The 15941-nt window shown below is 61.7% G+C and carries 15 protein-coding genes and 2 tRNA genes; 7 read left to right on the forward strand and 10 right to left on the reverse strand.

Annotated features, from left to right (window positions below; translation table 11 throughout):
* The first annotated feature begins 21 nt into the window (after positions 1–21).
* From NKI08_RS01545 to NKI08_RS01560, 4 genes are all read left to right on the forward strand, one after another.
* A complete protein-coding gene (locus NKI08_RS01545) occupies positions 22–501 on the forward strand; it encodes a hypothetical protein (protein ID WP_352568862.1) in 480 nt (159 codons plus the stop codon).
* A gap of 2 nt (positions 502–503) precedes the next feature.
* A complete protein-coding gene (locus tag NKI08_RS01550; RefSeq protein WP_352454660.1) occupies positions 504–893 on the forward strand; it encodes a VOC family protein in 390 nt (129 codons plus the stop codon).
* A gap of 30 nt (positions 894–923) precedes the next feature.
* Positions 924–1718 (forward strand): exodeoxyribonuclease III, encoded by a 795-nt coding sequence (gene xth / locus NKI08_RS01555; RefSeq protein WP_023678937.1) that lies wholly within the window; start codon positions 924–926, stop codon positions 1716–1718.
* Positions 1719–1795: 77 nt separating this feature from the next.
* A complete protein-coding gene (locus NKI08_RS01560; RefSeq protein ID WP_023678938.1) occupies positions 1796–2113 on the forward strand; it encodes a hypothetical protein in 318 nt (105 codons plus the stop codon).
* A gap of 24 nt (positions 2114–2137) precedes the next feature.
* On the opposite strand, the gene NKI08_RS01565 is transcribed toward NKI08_RS01560, so the two are convergent.
* From NKI08_RS01565 to NKI08_RS01600, 8 genes are all read right to left on the reverse strand, one after another.
* On the reverse strand, positions 2138–2974 hold the full coding sequence (locus tag NKI08_RS01565) for a tetratricopeptide repeat protein (protein ID WP_023678939.1): 837 nt from the start codon (positions 2972–2974) through the stop codon (positions 2138–2140).
* Positions 2961–4685, reverse strand: a complete 1725-nt coding sequence (gene ilvD, locus NKI08_RS01570) for a dihydroxy-acid dehydratase (protein WP_352766799.1) — start codon at positions 4683–4685, stop codon at positions 2961–2963. Before ilvD ends, NKI08_RS01565 begins: the two co-directional genes overlap by 14 nt.
* Positions 4686–4965: 280 nt before the next feature.
* Positions 4966–6186: an OmpP1/FadL family transporter gene (locus NKI08_RS01575; protein WP_352470410.1), complete on the reverse strand. Its 1221-nt coding sequence runs from the start codon at positions 6184–6186 to the stop codon at positions 4966–4968.
* A 461-nt stretch (positions 6187–6647) separates the two neighbouring features.
* The gene (locus NKI08_RS01580; protein WP_352766802.1) at positions 6648–9431 is read right to left on the reverse strand and encodes a valine--tRNA ligase; all 2784 of its coding nucleotides are present in this window, start codon (positions 9429–9431) and stop codon (positions 6648–6650) included.
* A 388-nt stretch (positions 9432–9819) separates the two neighbouring features.
* The gene (locus tag NKI08_RS01585) at positions 9820–10680 is read right to left on the reverse strand and encodes a PopZ family protein (protein WP_352766804.1); all 861 of its coding nucleotides are present in this window, start codon (positions 10678–10680) and stop codon (positions 9820–9822) included.
* A 199-nt stretch (positions 10681–10879) separates the two neighbouring features.
* Positions 10880–12271 (reverse strand): TolC family outer membrane protein, encoded by a 1392-nt coding sequence (locus NKI08_RS01590; RefSeq protein ID WP_352737155.1) that lies wholly within the window; start codon positions 12269–12271, stop codon positions 10880–10882.
* A 187-nt stretch (positions 12272–12458) separates the two neighbouring features.
* Positions 12459–13127, reverse strand: a complete 669-nt coding sequence (locus NKI08_RS01595; protein WP_352470404.1) for a protein-L-isoaspartate O-methyltransferase family protein — start codon at positions 13125–13127, stop codon at positions 12459–12461.
* 89 nt (positions 13128–13216) lie between these two features.
* Positions 13217–13290: transfer RNA gene (locus NKI08_RS01600), tRNA-Cys, on the reverse strand.
* A gap of 217 nt (positions 13291–13507) precedes the next feature.
* On the opposite strand from NKI08_RS01600, the gene NKI08_RS01605 reads away from it, so the two are divergent.
* A complete protein-coding gene (locus NKI08_RS01605) occupies positions 13508–13708 on the forward strand; it encodes a hypothetical protein (RefSeq protein WP_352451402.1) in 201 nt (66 codons plus the stop codon).
* Between the two features lie 63 nt (positions 13709–13771).
* On the opposite strand, the gene NKI08_RS01610 is transcribed toward NKI08_RS01605, so the two are convergent.
* Positions 13772–14032 (reverse strand): hypothetical protein, encoded by a 261-nt coding sequence (locus tag NKI08_RS01610; RefSeq protein WP_023676401.1) that lies wholly within the window; start codon positions 14030–14032, stop codon positions 13772–13774.
* Positions 14033–14252: 220 nt separating this feature from the next.
* Here NKI08_RS01610 and NKI08_RS01615 point away from each other — a divergent pair.
* Positions 14253–14327: transfer RNA gene (locus NKI08_RS01615), tRNA-Asn, on the forward strand.
* 257 nt (positions 14328–14584) lie between these two features.
* Here the strand turns inward: NKI08_RS01615 and NKI08_RS01620 are convergent.
* Positions 14585–15490, reverse strand: coding sequence for a LysR family transcriptional regulator (locus NKI08_RS01620; protein ID WP_352470378.1), 906 nt, complete (start codon positions 15488–15490; stop codon positions 14585–14587).
* Between the two features lie 186 nt (positions 15491–15676).
* Here NKI08_RS01620 and NKI08_RS01625 point away from each other — a divergent pair, with 186 nt between their 5' ends.
* Complete coding sequence (locus NKI08_RS01625) at positions 15677–15904, forward strand: hypothetical protein (RefSeq protein ID WP_352766807.1); 228 nt, start codon at positions 15677–15679, stop codon at positions 15902–15904.
* Positions 15905–15941: the final 37 nt, after the last annotated feature.

Genomic DNA, 15941 nt, shown 5'->3' on the forward strand with positions numbered 1-15941 from the left:
CTCGAGGGCCTTGAGGATCCGATGACGGTCCTTGTCGCCCGCGAGATAGAAGCAATTTCCGATATCGATATCGTTGGTTGGGCCAACCGTCACAAGGCAGCTCGGGTCTACGCAGACGACGCTGACTATGTGCAGCTCGTGCGGTGCAATCCGCGGAATGCCGTTAATCTTGCGAAAGCTCATGGCCATTTGAGGTCGCTGATCGCGCGGTGTTTTCCCGATTTCAACGACAAGTCCGATGAAGCCAAGGAAATAGCACGTAAGCTGTTCCTTCGACGCATTCGGACTTACCTTGACGGCGACCTGGAACCCTTTCAGGTCTGCCGTATGGTGTCGCCGATTGAGGACAAATACGATTTTCCACACTGGCTTGGAGACCTTTACAACGGCTGTGATTGGATGGACGAGAATGCAACGCGCGAGCAGGCATCGCACCTGCGATGGATGATAGAGCAAATACTCGCGGAAAATGCCGAACCCCAACCTTTCGGGAGTGAATGAGCATGCGCCGTGTCGGCGCGGTCCGTCAGGTCGCGCTTTCCGCCGGGCGCGACCTCGATGCGACGCTGGCGTTCTGGCGCGAGGTGCTCGGCATGAACCTGCATGCGCGTTTCGATCCGCCGGGCATCGCCTTTATCATGGCCGGTGACGTGCGCCTGCTTTTCACCGACGGCCTGCCTGCCGGCACCGTCTATCTCGACATATCGGGCCTCGACGAGTTCCACGCCTCGGCAAGGGCCGCGGGTGTTCCCTTCACCGCGCCGCCGGCGCTCGTCCATCGCGACACCGAAGGCCTGTTCGGCCAGGCGGGGGAAAGCGAATGGATGGCCTTCCTAAAGGACCCGGCAGGCAATACGATCGGCCTTGTCGAACGTCATCCACCGGATCGCTAGTCTCCGGACCACCAGCCTATCGAGGCCGTCATGAAAATCGTCACCTGGAACATCAACGGCGTTCGCGCCCGCATCGGCAACTTGACCCATTGGCTGACGGAAAGCGCGCCCGACATCGCCTGCCTGCAGGAGATCAAGACGGTCGACGAGCAGTTTCCCCGCGCCGAGATCGAGGCGCTCGGCTACAATGTCGAGACTTACGGCCAAAAAGGCTTCAACGGCGTCGCCATCCTGTCGAAGCTGCGTTTCGACGAGGTCAATCGCGGCTTGCCGGGCGACGATGCCGACGAACAGGCGCGTTTTATCGAGGGCGTGTTCTCGACCGACAAGGGCGCCTTGCGCGTTGCCTCGATCTATCTGCCGAACGGCAACCCGATCGACGACGAGAAGAAGTTCTCCTACAAGCTTTCCTGGATGGCGCGACTTGAGCGCTGGGCCGAGGAGCGGCTTGCACTGGAAGAGCCGCTGGTTCTGGCCGGCGACTACAATGTCATTCCCGAGCCGATCGACGCGAAATATCCGGAAAACTGGCTAAGCGATGCACTGTTCCAGCCCGCGACGCGGCAAGCGTTCCGGCGGCTGAAGAATCTCGGCTTCACCGAAGCCGTGCGTGCCGTCACCGACGCCCCGGACATTTTTACGTTCTGGGACTATCAGGCCGGCGCCTGGCAGAAGAACAACGGCATCCGCATCGACCACCTGCTTCTGTCGCCCGAAGCCGCCAACTGGTTTTCCTCGGCTTCGATCGAAAAACAGGTGCGCGCCTGGGAAAAACCCTCCGACCACGTGCCGGTGGCGATCGATCTGGCGCTGCAGCCGGCCTGACCGGAGCTGCTGTCCGGCGGCACATTGATAAGTTGACCTCTTATCGCCACAAATCGCGCGCTTAATGAGAAATCATCATGGTGGCTGGGGTTCCCATGACTACTCGATTTGCACTCTGCCCGATCGGCTGCGCGCTTGCGATGGCGGTGGCGACGCCGGCTTTTGCCGATGCAGAGTGCCTGGCTAACGGCAAATCATTCCAGATCGGCCGGGTCGCCTGCCTGACGCTTGCCGGCCAAAGCTACCTCGCCCGTTGCGAGATGGTGCTCAACAACACATCCTGGACAAAGCAGCGGGATGGCTGCCCGGAGAACACGCTGGCCCCACATCTGCAGGGCACGCCGATCTCAACACCGGCGCCCAGCGGCATGCCGGCGGAACCGACCGACAATTGATCTCAAAACGGAAATTCTGCCGACCTATTGGTCGCCGCCACCCTTGGTGAGGATGTCGTCGGCCAGCGAGATCGCGGTGCGGCGGTCGGCTTCGCCGGCGGCCGCAAACGCTTCTTCCTGCATGCCGCGGATCCATGGCTGGTCGGCGGGTGAGGCCCGTTCGAGCGCCGCGGTCATCATCGCCAGCCCCCGCACGATCTTGCCGCTTTGGAAGAGCAGGTTCCCGAGCGTCGCCTGCGCGCCCGCATGGCCCTTTTCGGCCGCCAGCTGGAACCAGCGTCCGGCCTGCTTGACGCTGGCCTTGACGCCGCCCTCACCCTTGAGGAACATCTGGCCCATCTCGAACTGGGCGTTCGGGTTGCGGTAGTTGGCGGCGGCGCGCATGTAATATTCCTGGGCCGCCACCTCGTTCTCCTCGACGGGGCTGCCGGGAATGCCCTTCCTCAGATAGTCGCCAAGCGCCACCAGCGCGTCCGAAACATAGCTTTCCTCGGGCGAACCGGGCTCGACATCCTGGTCGACGATCTCGCTGAAGAACTTGAACGCCGCGTAGTCGTCTCGCGCCACGCCATCGCCTTCGGCATACATGCGCGCAAGCTTCCAGGTGGCGCCGATCTGGCCGTTCTCGGCGGCATATTTATAGGCTTCCGCGGCCTGCTCCTTATGGCCGTTCTTGTAGGCGGAAAAGCCGAACTGGAACACCGCCCACGGGCTCGACTGCGGCTTCACGCCGGTCTTGTCGTCGAACACCTTGTCGTCGAAGGCCATGGCCTGGCCGACGGCGCCCAAGGTCGCGCCAAACGTGGCGAGCGCAACCAGTGCCGAAAGGACAGACGACCTCAACAACTCAGATGTCCGCATAGCAGTGTGTTTCTTTGGCACCGCCGGGATGGGTGACCGCGCCGTCGCGGGCAGGTCCGACCGTCTGTGCGTATTTCCAGATCGCGCCCGACTGATAGTCGGTCGTGCGCGCCTTCCATGCTTTTGCCCTCGCCGCCAGTTCGGCTTTGGACAATGCAACCTCGATCGTGCCGTTCACCGCATCGATCGAGATCAAGTCGCCATCCCTAAGCAGCCCGATCGGGCCGCCCACTGCCGCTTCCGGCCCGACATGGCCGATGCAGAAACCGCGCGTTGCGCCCGAAAAACGCCCGTCGGTGATGAGCGCCACCTTGCCGCCCATGCCCTGGCCGTAGAGAGCCGCCGTCGTCGACAGCATTTCGCGCATGCCCGGGCCGCCGCGCGGACCCTCGTAACGGATGACGAGAACCTCGCCTTCGCTATAGTTGCGATGCGTAACCGCTTCGAAACATTCCTCTTCCGAATCGAAGCAGCGTGCCGGACCCGAGAATTTGAGCTCCGCCATACCTGCGACCTTCACGATCGCGCCTTCGGGGGCAAGGTTACCCTTCAAGCCCACGACCCCGCCGGTCTGGGTAATCGGCCTGTTGGCGGGACGGACCACATCCTGGCTGTCATTCCAGGAAACATGTTCCATGTTTTCGGCCAAAGTGCGGCCGGTCACCGTCAGGCAATCGCCGTGAAGATAGCCATGGTCGAGCAGCGTCTTCATCAAGAGCGGAATGCCGCCGGCCTCGAACATGTCCTTGGCGACGTATTTGCCGCCCGGCTTGAGGTCGGCGATATAGGGTGTTTTCTCGAATATCCTGGCCACGTCGAAAAGATCGAACTTTATCCCGGCCTCGTGCGCGATCGCCGGCAGATGCAGCGCCGCGTTGGTCGAGCCGCCGGTGGCCGAGACCACAGTCGCGGCATTTTCCAACGCTTCTATAGTAACGATGTCGCGCGGGCGGATGTTCCTTGCGATCAGCTCCATGATCTTTTCGCCGGAAGCGAAATTGAAGCGGTCGCGCATCTCGTAGGGTGCCGGCGCGCCGCAGGAATAGGGCAGCGCCAGGCCGATCGCCTCAGCGACGGTGGCCATGGTGTTGGCGGTGAACTGGGCGCCGCAGGAGCCGGCCGATGGACAGGCGGCTTGCTCGATCTCGAGCAGCTCGGCGTCGCCGATGGTGCCGACCGAATGCTGGCCGACCGCCTCGAACACGTCCTGCACGGTGATCTGCCGGCCACGGTAGCTGCCGGGCAGTATCGAGCCGCCATAGATGAATATCGACGGTACGTTGAGGCGCACCATGGCCATCATCATGCCGGGCAGCGACTTGTCGCAACCGGCCAATCCAACCAGCGCATCGTAGCAATGGCCGCGCATGGTGAGCTCGACCGAGTCGGCGATGACCTCGCGCGACACCAGCGACGACTTCATGCCCTGATGACCCATGGCGATGCCGTCGGTGACGGTGATGGTGCAGAATTCGCGTGGCGTGCCGTTGGCCGCCGCCACGCCCTTCTTGACCACTTGCGCCTGGCGCATCAGCGAGATGTTGCAGGGCGCGGCCTCGTTCCAGCAGCTGGCGACACCGACCAGAGGCTGCGCGATCTCGGCCGCCGACAGCCCCATTGCATAAAGGTAGGAGCGATGCGGCGCCCGCTCGGGACCAACGGTCACGTGGCGGCTCGGCAGCTTGGCCTTGGAGATCGCTCTGGCGTCCATACTCGTCCTTGCCGCGGGCGGTGCGGCCTGCCTCTTCGCCTAGCCTTTTGGCGCATGTCCCGAGACAGGTTCGAGGTGCGCCGGGTTTATGGCGGGAAATAGGCAATGTTCTCGGGCGGCCGGGCGACGCGAGGGTTGTTCAGAAACTGTTGCCAAAACGTCACAATTATCGGAGCGAACATCATGGGGGGCAATTTGTTGCATTGGCCGAATGCCGGATGACGCACCGAACAAAACGGCCTGGCAACGCCCGGCCGTTTTGTCGTTTAAAATTCAATAGTTAGAACTTGATCTTGACGGAAGCCGAACCAGCGAGAAGCAGGTCGTTGCCGTAGGTGTAGGTAACGGCATTTGCCACGTCGCCGACACCGCTGAAAGTCGATGACCCGCTCGTCAGCACACCGATCGAGCCGCCGAGCCTGACCTCGACCTGGTCGTTCGGCGAATAGGAGACGCCGCTGGCGACGGCCCAGGTATCCGACTGATAGCCGGAGGTCGTCGAGGTGCCGCGATCCCAGGTCAGCGAAACCACGCCCGACAATTGATCGGTGAACTTGTGCCCGATACCGCCCGTGACCGTCCAGCCGTCGCGATAAAGCAGGTCGAATGAAACGGGCGAGGGCAAACCGGTTACCGGACTGCGCACGCCATTGATGGCAATGACGCCAAGCTTGCTCCACTCCTGCCAGCGGATGGAACCAAAGGCCAGCCAGCCAGGAGCTATGCCGCTCTGCAGCTTGAATTCCAGAGCCTGAGGTATCTCAGCCGACGCCGAGACTGGGTACACGCCGGTAGAGCCGGGAATCAGATCCGCTGGAAAGGCGCCCCTGAAGCCGGTCGTGTCGACGGTTCCCGACAGCCCGTCATATTTGTAGCTCGAAGAGTACATCAGGCTGGCGCGCAGAGCGATCTCGGGGATCTCATAGGCTGCGCCCGCACGCCAACCCCATGCCTCGTCGGATAGCTTGAAGACACCGAGGCCGGTATTGCCGAAGGCGAGCAGTGTCTGACGGGAAAGAAACGCGTCTACCTGCTGGTAGGAGACACCGCCGATGAATCGTATGGCGCCCTTGCCGACGTTCACCTTATAGGAGCAGGTGAGACCGAAATCGTCTGTGTCGACGGCGTATTTGACCGCTGTCGGCGAATAGGCGTTGTTCATGCCGAAATTCGCGTCCGCACCATACGGTCTCGTATAGGTGGCAAGACAGTCTACGGGCTCAAAGATGTTGGCCTTGATGCCGACATGCGGCACCGCATAATCGCCACCAACGTCCACCGCCGATGTCGACAAACCCGAGCCATCGAGACGCTGCACATTCTTGAGTTTGCGCTGTGGCGAAACATAGGTGACGCCTGCGTCGAACGAATATGGCGCCGCGTCGAACAGCTGGTCGATGTTGACGCCGCCCCGGTCAAAGCCCCCGGCCTGCACCGTCCCAGCCAAAGCCAGCGAAAAAGCCCCCGCGCCCAGCAGCACTTTCAGACGCGAATAACACATGAATCTCCTCCCCGAAATATCCTTGCATCAAGCTAGAACCAATTCAGGTTAACGGCGCAACAACGAATTCGCCGTGCGTACATGTACAGCTTGGCTGAACGCATTTCCGACAAGGTGCCGGCCTTGTTGCCGAGGCGGGAAGATGGCCGCCACAATACAGATCGACGAGAAAACTCGGGAAAAACCCCTAAATTACTGCAGAACAGGGCATTTTTGCGTGCCTAGTCAGCCATTGTTACATTATGGCAACAATGGGGCAAAAACATTCAGTTTGCCTCAAGATTTACGCTGCGGAATGCCCGTTTTCGTGGCAGGCGGCCTGTCTGGAAGGCAGATTCGTGACCAGCGAATCTATTGCGGCCAGCAGGCCCAATTTGTTTGATCGGCCGGCCCAATCTGTTCGATCAACTTGTTTGATCAGCCGGCCCAATCTGTTCGATCAACCGGCCCAATCTATTCGATCAACCGGCATCGCGCACCCGCGCCAATGCCACCGAAAGCTTCTCTTGCGCCTCGCGATATTCGGCGAGTTTTTCACGCTCGGCCTCCACCACCTCTTCCGGCGCGTTGGCGACGAATTTCTCGTTGGACAGCTTCTTGTAGAGCCGCGCTATTTCCTCGGTCACCTTCGCAAGCTCCTTGTGCAGGCGCGCTGCCTCGGCGGCAAGGTCGATCAGGCTGCCGAGCGGCAGGCAGATCGTCGCCTCGTTGACGACGATCTGGGCGGATCCCCTGGGTGGCGCCTCGGCGAGCGAGATGTCGCCGACCCGCGCCAGACGCTTGATAGCCGAGCCCTGACGCTCGAGCCTTTCGTGTGTCGCGTCGTTGGCGCCGATCACCACGAGCGGTGCGATAGCCGCCGGCGGCACGTTCATCTCCGAACGCACCGAGCGGATGCCGGAGACAAGGTCGATCAGCCAGTTGATATCGGCGGCGGCCGCCTCGTCCTCGAAGTCGGGCGACGGCCATGCCGCATGACAAAGCAGCGATTGCCGTTGCCTGCCCTCGCCGGCGGTTTCGGCCCACAGTTCCTCGGTCATGAACGGCATCATCGGATGCAGCAGCTTGTAGATCTCGTCGAGTACGAAGGCGACGCATGCCCTGCTCTCGGCCTTGGCCGCCTCGTCGGCGCCCATGAACACCGGCTTCAGCAGTTCCAGGTACCAGTCGCAGAACTGGTTCCAGACGAACCGGTAGGCGGCACCCGCCGCCTCGTTGAAGCGGTATGAGGTGATGCCGTCCGTTATGTCGCGCGCGGCTCGCGTCAGCTCCGTCAGGATCCAGCGGTTGACCGCCAGCTTGGCGTCCCGCAGCCAGAAATCGTCGTCGCGCGCCACTTCGTTCATCTCGGCGAAGCGCGTCGCGTTCCATAGCTTGGTGCCGAAATTGCGATAACCGGCAATGCGCGCCGGATCGAGCTTAACGTCGCGCCCTTGCGCTGCCATCACCGTCAAGGTGAAGCGCAGCGCATCGGCGCCGTATTCGTCGATGAGCTCGAGCGGATCGATGACGTTGCCTTTCGACTTCGACATCTTCTGCCCGTTCTTGTCGCGAACCAGCGCGTGGACATAGACCGTATGGAACGGCTCCTGGTCCATGAAATGCAAGCCCATCATCATCATGCGGGCGACCCAGAAGAAGATGATGTCGAAACCGGTCACCAGCACGTCGGTCGGGTAATAGGTCTTCAGCTCCGGCGTCTGGTCCGGCCAGCCAAGCGTCGAGAACGGCCACAGCGCCGACGAGAACCATGTGTCGAGCACGTCCTCGTCGCGGGTCAGGATCTCGCCAGGCTGGAAATTCTCGAGCTTGTCCTCGACCCAGGCCTTCCACGGCCCTTCCAGCGCCAGATAATATTCGACGGCGGCACCGAGTGCCTCTTCCTCAGTCTTTTCGACAAAGACATGCCCGTCCGGCCCGTACCAGGCAGGGATCTGGTGACCCCACCAGAGCTGGCGCGAAATGCACCAGGGCTGGATGTTTTCCATCCAGTCGAAATAGGTCTTTTCCCAGTTTTTGGGCACGAAATTGGTACGGCCCTCGCGCACCGAGGCGATCGCCGGCTTGGCCAGTTCCGCCGTATTGACATACCACTGGTCGGTCAGAAACGGCTCGATCGGCACGCCGCCGCGGTCGCCGTGCGGCACCGTGTGGCGATGCGGCTCGACCTTCTCGAGAAAGCCGCCCGCCTGCATCAGCTCGACGATCTTCCTGCGCGCATCGAAACGGTCGAGGCCGTCGAGCCTGTCCCAGACGGCCTGGCGCTCCGGCGTCACGTCCAGTCCGGCGAGAAAGTCCTCATTGTCCTTGAGGCTCACCGCCGCATTGACGGTGAGGATGTTGACCGCCGGCAGCCGGTGGCGCTTGCCGACCTCGAAATCATTGAAGTCATGCGCCGGCGTGATCTTGACCGCACCACTGCCTTTTTCGGGATCGGAATACTCGTGCGCCACCACCGGGATCCTGCGGCCGACGATCGGCAGGATGAGGTTCTTGCCGACAAGATGCCGGAAACGCTCGTCGTCGGGGTGGACTGCGACAGCCGTATCACCCAGCATCGTCTCCGGGCGGGTCGTCGCAACGGTGATGAAGGTCTTCGGATTTTCCGGATCGAAGGTCATGCCTTCGACCGGATAGCGGAAGTGCCAGAGGTTGCCGTTGACTTCCTGCTGCTCGACCTCGAGATCCGAGATGGCGGTCAACAGCTTCGGGTCCCAGTTCACAAGGCGCTTGTCCTTGTAGATCAGCCCTTCCTTGTAGAGCGTCACGAACACTTCGAGCACGGCCTTGGACAGGCCCTCGTCCATGGTGAAGCGCTCCCGGCTCCAGTCGGCCGAGGCCCCGAGCCGCTTCAGCTGGTTGAGGATGGCGCCGCCGGACTCGGCCTTCCACTCCCACACCTTGTCGATGAACTCATCTCGGGTCAGGTCGCGGCGGTGGATCTGCTTCTCCATCAGCTGGCGCTCGACCACCATCTGCGTGGCGATGCCGGCATGGTCCATTCCCGGCTGCCACAAGACGTTCTTGCCGCGCATGCGCTCGAAGCGCACCAGAATGTCCTGCAGCGTGTTATTGAGCGCGTGGCCCATATGCAGCGAGCCGGTGACGTTCGGCGGCGGGATGACGATGGTGAAGGCTTCAAGCCCCTCCTCGGCCCCGGCACCGGCCCGAAACGCGTCGGCCTCTTCCCAGATCCTGGCAATCTTCGGCTCGACGGCTTTGGCGTCGTAGGTCTTTTCGAGCATGGGAAAACGGTCCGCGCTGTCCGGAATTTGTGGTCCGGTGTAAATCGGAAGGTTGTTGCCAAGTCAACCGCAAGGGCGGCATGGCCAATAGATAGCGCCGGGATGGTTCGGTGCAACTCGCGGGACTGAATGTTGCAAGGCAATCGCTTCAGGTTTGCGCTGCCCCTCATTGCCCTGCCGGGCATTTCTTCCCGTATAGTGACGGGGAGAAAAACGCCTGACTGAAGTTTTCGCCAGTCACGAACGTTGCGGAAAAGGCGCCTAAATTGCGGTCAACCCCTTCTCCCCGTCACTATACGGGGAGAAGGTGCCGGCAGGCGGATGAGGGGCAGCGCCGACTTCGACAATTCGCCGGTCGAGCGCCGCCCATTGGCGGCTCTCCGAATTGCTACTGCGCGCCGCGCGCGACGCGCTCGATTTCCTCGCGCACCAGCCGCTCGACCAGCGTCGGAAGGTTGTTGTCCAGCCAGTCCTGCAGCATGGGCCGCAGCATCTCCTCGGCCATCTCGTCGAAAGTCTTCTTGCTGCGGCTGGCAAACGCGTCGGAAAGCTCGCCGAAGGCGGCGGCAACCTGCCGGCCCGTATGCTCCGAAAGGATTGCCGGACGTGCGGGCGGCGCCTCGCTGGCCGCCAGACGCGCCAATCCGATTTTCGAAGATTCCGGGCCGATTTTCGAAGGTTCCGGGCCGCTTTCCGAAGGCTTCGGCCCAATTTCCGAAGGCTCCGGCACAGGTCCAGCAGTCGCCTCGTTCTCGAAAACCTCGGCTTTCGGCTCGGCGTCGGGCGTCCGGAGTGGCTCGGCGCGCTCCGGCTTGGCCATCGCGTCGCCGACCGCGGCGATCTCGCGCCGCCAATCGGCGATGATGGTGTCGGTCGTCTCGGCAGCCTTGGCTGCCGCAGGCTGATCCGGCTTTGCGGGAGCGGTGTTCACCTCAGCCAGCGTCACCGCTGCCTTTACCGGGCCGGCGCGCAGCGGCGTTTCCTGGGGCTCAATGACCGGCGCGGCCGTTGGCTGCACCTCGGCGCGCGTGGCCGGCTTGGCGATCTCCAGCCCGCCGCGCAGTTCGGAGCGGAACGCATCCCCCCCCGCTGCCCGTCCGGCTGCCGGCGCCGGTTGCAGATCCTGGCGCAGCTCGTCGGCGTCGCCCGGCTGCTTGCGGCCGGTATCGCTGTCCTCGATGATCCTTCTGATGGAAGCTAGTATTTCTTCCATGGAAGGTTCGCGCTGTACGCTGCTTGCCGTCGCCATCGTCACATCCGCCGCCCTTGTGACTCGTTCTCAGATTTCCTGTCCGGCAATGCCGGATTCGAATCATGGCAACAGCGTAACCGACGGAACGGCTTGCGAGAATCCCCAATCTGGCGACATCTCGGATTTCAACAGATTAGGGTCGGGAGTTGAAAGCCCGCGCGTCGTTCGAGCGCGGGCTGAAAACACGGCCTGGCGATCAGCGGCCGTCCGGCGTGCGCAGACCGATCCACTTGTCCTTGACGGCGTTGTAATGCTCTTCGGGCCTGTACTTCGTCACGTTGAGCGCAAGGCGGTCTGCCGACAAATGGCCAACCGCCGAGAGGATGGCATAGCTCGCCACCACCACGTCGCGTTCGGCGCTGACAAGATTGATCTTGGCGGTGATGAGGGTCGCCTGCGCGTTGAGCACGTCGAGCGTGGTGCGCTGGCCGACATTGCGCTCTTCGATGACGCCGTTCAGGGCAAGCTGCGCGGCGGCGACCACCTGCCGGTTGGCCGTGACGCTTTGCTGCGCGGCGGTGTATTGCGACCATGCCGAGGTCACCGCCTGGCGCACGGTGTCGCGGCTGACATCGACCTCGATACGGGCCTGGCTAAGTGATTCCTTTGATTGGCGAACCAATGCCGAGGTCCGGCCGCCGGAATAGATCGGTATCGTCAATGTCGCACCGATGTTCGCCGAATTGGTTACGCCATCCTGTGTCGAGGAGAGCGAGCCGGGCGCGGTGCCGCGATAGGCGCTCGAAACACCCGCCGACGCCGAGAGTTGAGGCAGCAGCGCGCCTTCGGCAGACTTCACCGAAAACGCCGCCGCGTCGACCAGATGCGCGGTGGCGAGGATGGCCGGATGCTCGGCCGATGCGATCGCGATCGCCGCATCGAGGCTCGACGGCAACAGCTTCGACAGCGGCGAAGCCGGCCTGAGACGGCCGGGCTCATCGCCGACGATCTGGCGATAGGTCGCGGCGCTTGCCAGCGCCGTGGCGCGGGCGGCGCTCAACTGTGCCACCGCGGAGGCACGCTGGGCGTCGGCTTGCGCGACGTCGGTGCGGGTACCTTCGCCGACCTCGAAGCGCGAACGCGCCGCACGCGCCTGCTCGGTCAGGAATTGCAGGTTCTGTTCGGTCAGCACGGCGACCTGACGGTCGCGGATGACGTCCATATAGGCGCTTGCCGCGTTGAAAAGAGTGTTTTCTTCGGCGTTGCGCAGGCTTTCGAACGAAGCGCGGACCCGGGATTCGGCGGCCGCCACATTGTTCCTGGTCTGAAAACCGTCAAACAGCGTCTGGTCGATCTCGACGCCGAAGTTGCCGGTGGTCAACGAGATGTTCCGGTGCAACAGGTTGCTGTGGCTGGCGGTATAATCAATACTTCCGGAACCGGTGATGGTCGGGCGCCAGCCGGACTTGGCGATGGCAACGCCCTCGTCGGTGACGCGAACGCCGGCGCGTGAAGAATTGAGAGAGGAATTGTTCTGATAGGCCTTTGAAAGTGCCCCGAGAATGGTTTCGGCCGAGGCGGCCATTGGAGAAAGCGCGGTCGCCGAAACGAGGACAGCGGTAAAAAGCAACTTGCGTACAGACGGCACGTTATATTCCCTCATTCGTTTTGCACGGGAACTGCGCCACGCTGGCTTCTCCTTCTGATCAGCCGGCGCCGCGTTTTTTATCGTTCCCCCGCTGAAAGCCCCCAAGAAACACCCGGTTATGCAGATCAGCAACGATTGTTCAAACGCAAGCGATCATGACAGCGCCTTCGCTGCAAGGCAAAATCACTCAGAATTCGAAGGCGGGAATGCGTTCGAATCCCGGTAGTGGCTTAATTGCCGCATTAAATGCGCGTCTTCCCGTTACAACCCCTCCAGTCTTAAAAAAAAGCCGGGCTACGCCCGAATTGCCCTGCCCTTCAACGGCGACGAGTCGGCCGCCTTCGGCAAGCTGGTCGAACAGCGCCGCCGGCACCTCGCCGACGCTGCCGCCGATCAGGATGACGTCGTAAGGCGACTTCTCTGCGTGGCCTTGCGGCAGCGGCCCGTGGACCACCGTGACATTGCCGCAACCCAGCGCCGCAAGCGTCGAAGTGGCGGTCTCGGCCAGCGCCGGATCGCTTTCCAGCGCCACCACGGACCTTGCCAGCCGCGACAGGATCGCCGCCGCATAGCCGGTGCCGCAGCCGACATCGAGTGCCGAATCGCTTGGGCCGATATCGGCCAGCTGCATCAGCTTGGCCAATGGCGACGGTTCCATCAGATAGCGCGGACCGTCGGCCGTATCGGCGATGCGGATGTCCTCGTCGATATAGGCAAGGTCACGCTGGCCGGCGCCGACAAAGGCCTCGCGCGGCACGACAAGCATCGCCTCGAGCAGCGGTGCGCTGGTCACGTCGGTGGTGCGGATCTGGCCGTCGACCATCTTCACCCGGCGTTCGGCAAAATCAGCGCTCATGTTCCAACCATCCGCTTGCCGCGCAAAGGCCGCGGCTGTTTCGACCGGAACTGAAGCCCCCTGACGCTGACGCGCGGGAGCTCGGGCATTGGAGGCCTCGCCCGGAATCGAACCGGGGTGCAAGGATTTGCAGTCCTCTGCGTAACCACTCCGCCACGAGGCCTCATTGCTCCCGGCGTTCCACCCGGCTCCAATAGGTTGCGGCGAAAATGCCGTCAAGCGGCCACCATGCATTCCCAACGGTTCCTCGACATTCCATGCCCTGCCTTATCAACGCAATGCCCATCTTAGCAATAACATATTAGCTTATCGTTAAGCATGATTCTGGGCGACGGGAACCCGAAACCGGCGGCCACGTTGGGCAAAGAGGAGGCTCCGCCATGCGTCGAGCAGCTACGAAGGACGGCACGTCGCGCGGATTGTCGCAGTCTGCAGAGCTTGTGCGCTATGCCATCGACCGCCTCAGCATAGAAGGCGCAAACACCCTGCCGCCGCGCGACCGGGCGCGGCTGGCATCGGCTACCGCCGTTCTCAAGGAGCTTTGCGAACGCCTGGAAAGCTGTTTCGACCAGCCTCGGTGAGGCCTGGACGACCACGCCGCTCTCAAAACAATTGCCGAATACCGGCCTGTCAGCAGGGCAGTCTCAGTCAGGCCGGCGCCGTCGCTCCCACCAGACGACGAAGCGGCGCCGATGACGACGCACCAGGGCAAATTCGTAGGAGAGCACCAGCAGTCCGATCGGTACCATCCAGAAACCCAGGATCGGCAGGAAGCCGAGAATGCCGCCGATGATCAGCACAACGCCGATCGCAATCCTGAGGCCGCGCGAGCGCGGCATGGTGAACTGGCGGCCGAAGACCGAGATTTTCCGGGCCGGTGGCTGTTCGTCGCTCATTGCCGTCATGTGAAATGTCGATCCGTTTGCATCAGTAGCACCATCAGCCGGAGAAAGCCGCAACGGCCTTTTCTGTTCCTTGACAGGCGAGAGACAGCTCATATGAGGGCGCTCGCCGGCCATTGCCAGCAAGCCTCGCGCCAAAAAGCATCGAAAAAATGCGAAATGCTTCTTTGCAAAGCCGAAACGGGTTTGCTATAGGCTGCCCCACTCACATGAGAGCCTCTGTTCCCCGGTAGCTCAGTGGTAGAGCAACCGGCTGTTAACCGGTTGGTCGCTGGTTCGAATCCGGCCCGGGGAGCCAACATCTACGCTGCGGTGCGATGCGGCCGCGGACCTATTCAATTTCCCTGTAGGATCATGCGCTTCGCTCCAGCCGGCGCGATGGGGAAGAAAGTTGTGGCCAACCTTCGCGCAAGCATCGACGCGATGTTCTGGTTATAACTAACGTTTCGAGTTGGATACCGGACCTCGACCTATGCCTTTCCTGCTGCGCCTATCGAGATTCAGGAATGAGCCGCTATCGACCACGCCCCTGAGTACAATATGACGAAGGGAACATCACGATCCCGACGGATCCCGATGCCGCAACGCGTCGACAATGATCTTGAACGCAGGAAGGTTTTGGCGGCGGCTCGGATAATAGAGAAAATAGCCATCGAAGAAGGGTGACCAGTCGTCGAGGACCTTCACCAGCAATCCTGAGACGACGTGCCGCTCCACGATGTTCTCGGGAACATAGGCGATGCCATAGCCACTCACTGCAGCGTCGATCATGGCGTAGGAGTTGTTGAAGGTAAGTTGACCGTCCACACGGACACGCAGCGCCTGTCCATCCTTCTCGAACTCCCATGCGTACAGACCACCGGCGGTTTCGTGACGCATGTTGATGCAGACGTGCCGGACCAGATCCTGCGGATGCACAGGCACGCTGTGCGCCGCGAAGTATCGCGGCGAAGCCACGGCGACTAAGCGCCAGTCCGGGCCGATGCGGACCGCGATCATGTCTTTCTCGACGCTCTCTCCAAGCCGGACACCGGCATCAAAGCCTTCCTCGACAATGTTGCGGAAGGTGCTGTCCAGGATCAGTTCGACGCCGATGTCGGGATAGCCGCTGAGGACCGGCTTAAGCTTCGGCCAGACCACGCTTTCGAGCGCGTGGTCGGACAGGGTCAACCTGATCGAGCCTGACGGCTTTTCGCGGAGCGCCATCAGCGCTGTGATCTCGTCTTCGATTTCACCAATGCGCGGGGTGATCGTCTGTAGCAGCCTTTCGCCCGCAACGGTCGTCGCGACATTACGCGTCGTGCGGGTCAGAAGGCGTATGCCCATGCGTGTTTCGAGCTGCTTGATCGTGTGACTGAGCGTCGATTGCGCGACGCCGAGCTTTGCCGCCGCCTTGGTGAAGCTGCGCTCTTCTGCGACAGCCTGAAACCACGTCAATTGGTTGAGATCGGTTCTGGCCATGAAGTTTCTCTCTCCGTCGCTTGCAGCGGATTATTCGATATAGTCGATAGGTTCATGCCGATTTATAGGGGTAATCGCTTTATGGCAAAACCATTAGGTTTGCACTGCAACAATGCATTACCGCGATGTCGGTGATTTGGATGACATGGATGTCGCAAAATGCGGCCGAGGCCGCCGGCAAGCCTGATGGTCGCGGCGATCCAGGCTTCGATCCTTCTGGGCGCGGTAGTCGGAGGGGTGCTGCTGTGTGGTCTGACGATCTCCGCGATCTTCATCGGCAGCTTGGTTCTGGCCGGCTTCGCAATCGCGCTGATCGGCAACGGTCGGCGTCTGCTCAAACTCGAAGAGGACTGGCCAAAGTGGCGAGTGGTTCAATTCCAACCCAAACTTACAGGAGATCGGAAATGCCTTTGAATACCTCTGATACGAAAATACCAGCGCGTGAAATCCA

This window comes from Mesorhizobium sp. M0768 (assembly GCF_040320195.1).
Taxonomy (GTDB): domain Bacteria; phylum Pseudomonadota; class Alphaproteobacteria; order Rhizobiales; family Rhizobiaceae; genus Mesorhizobium.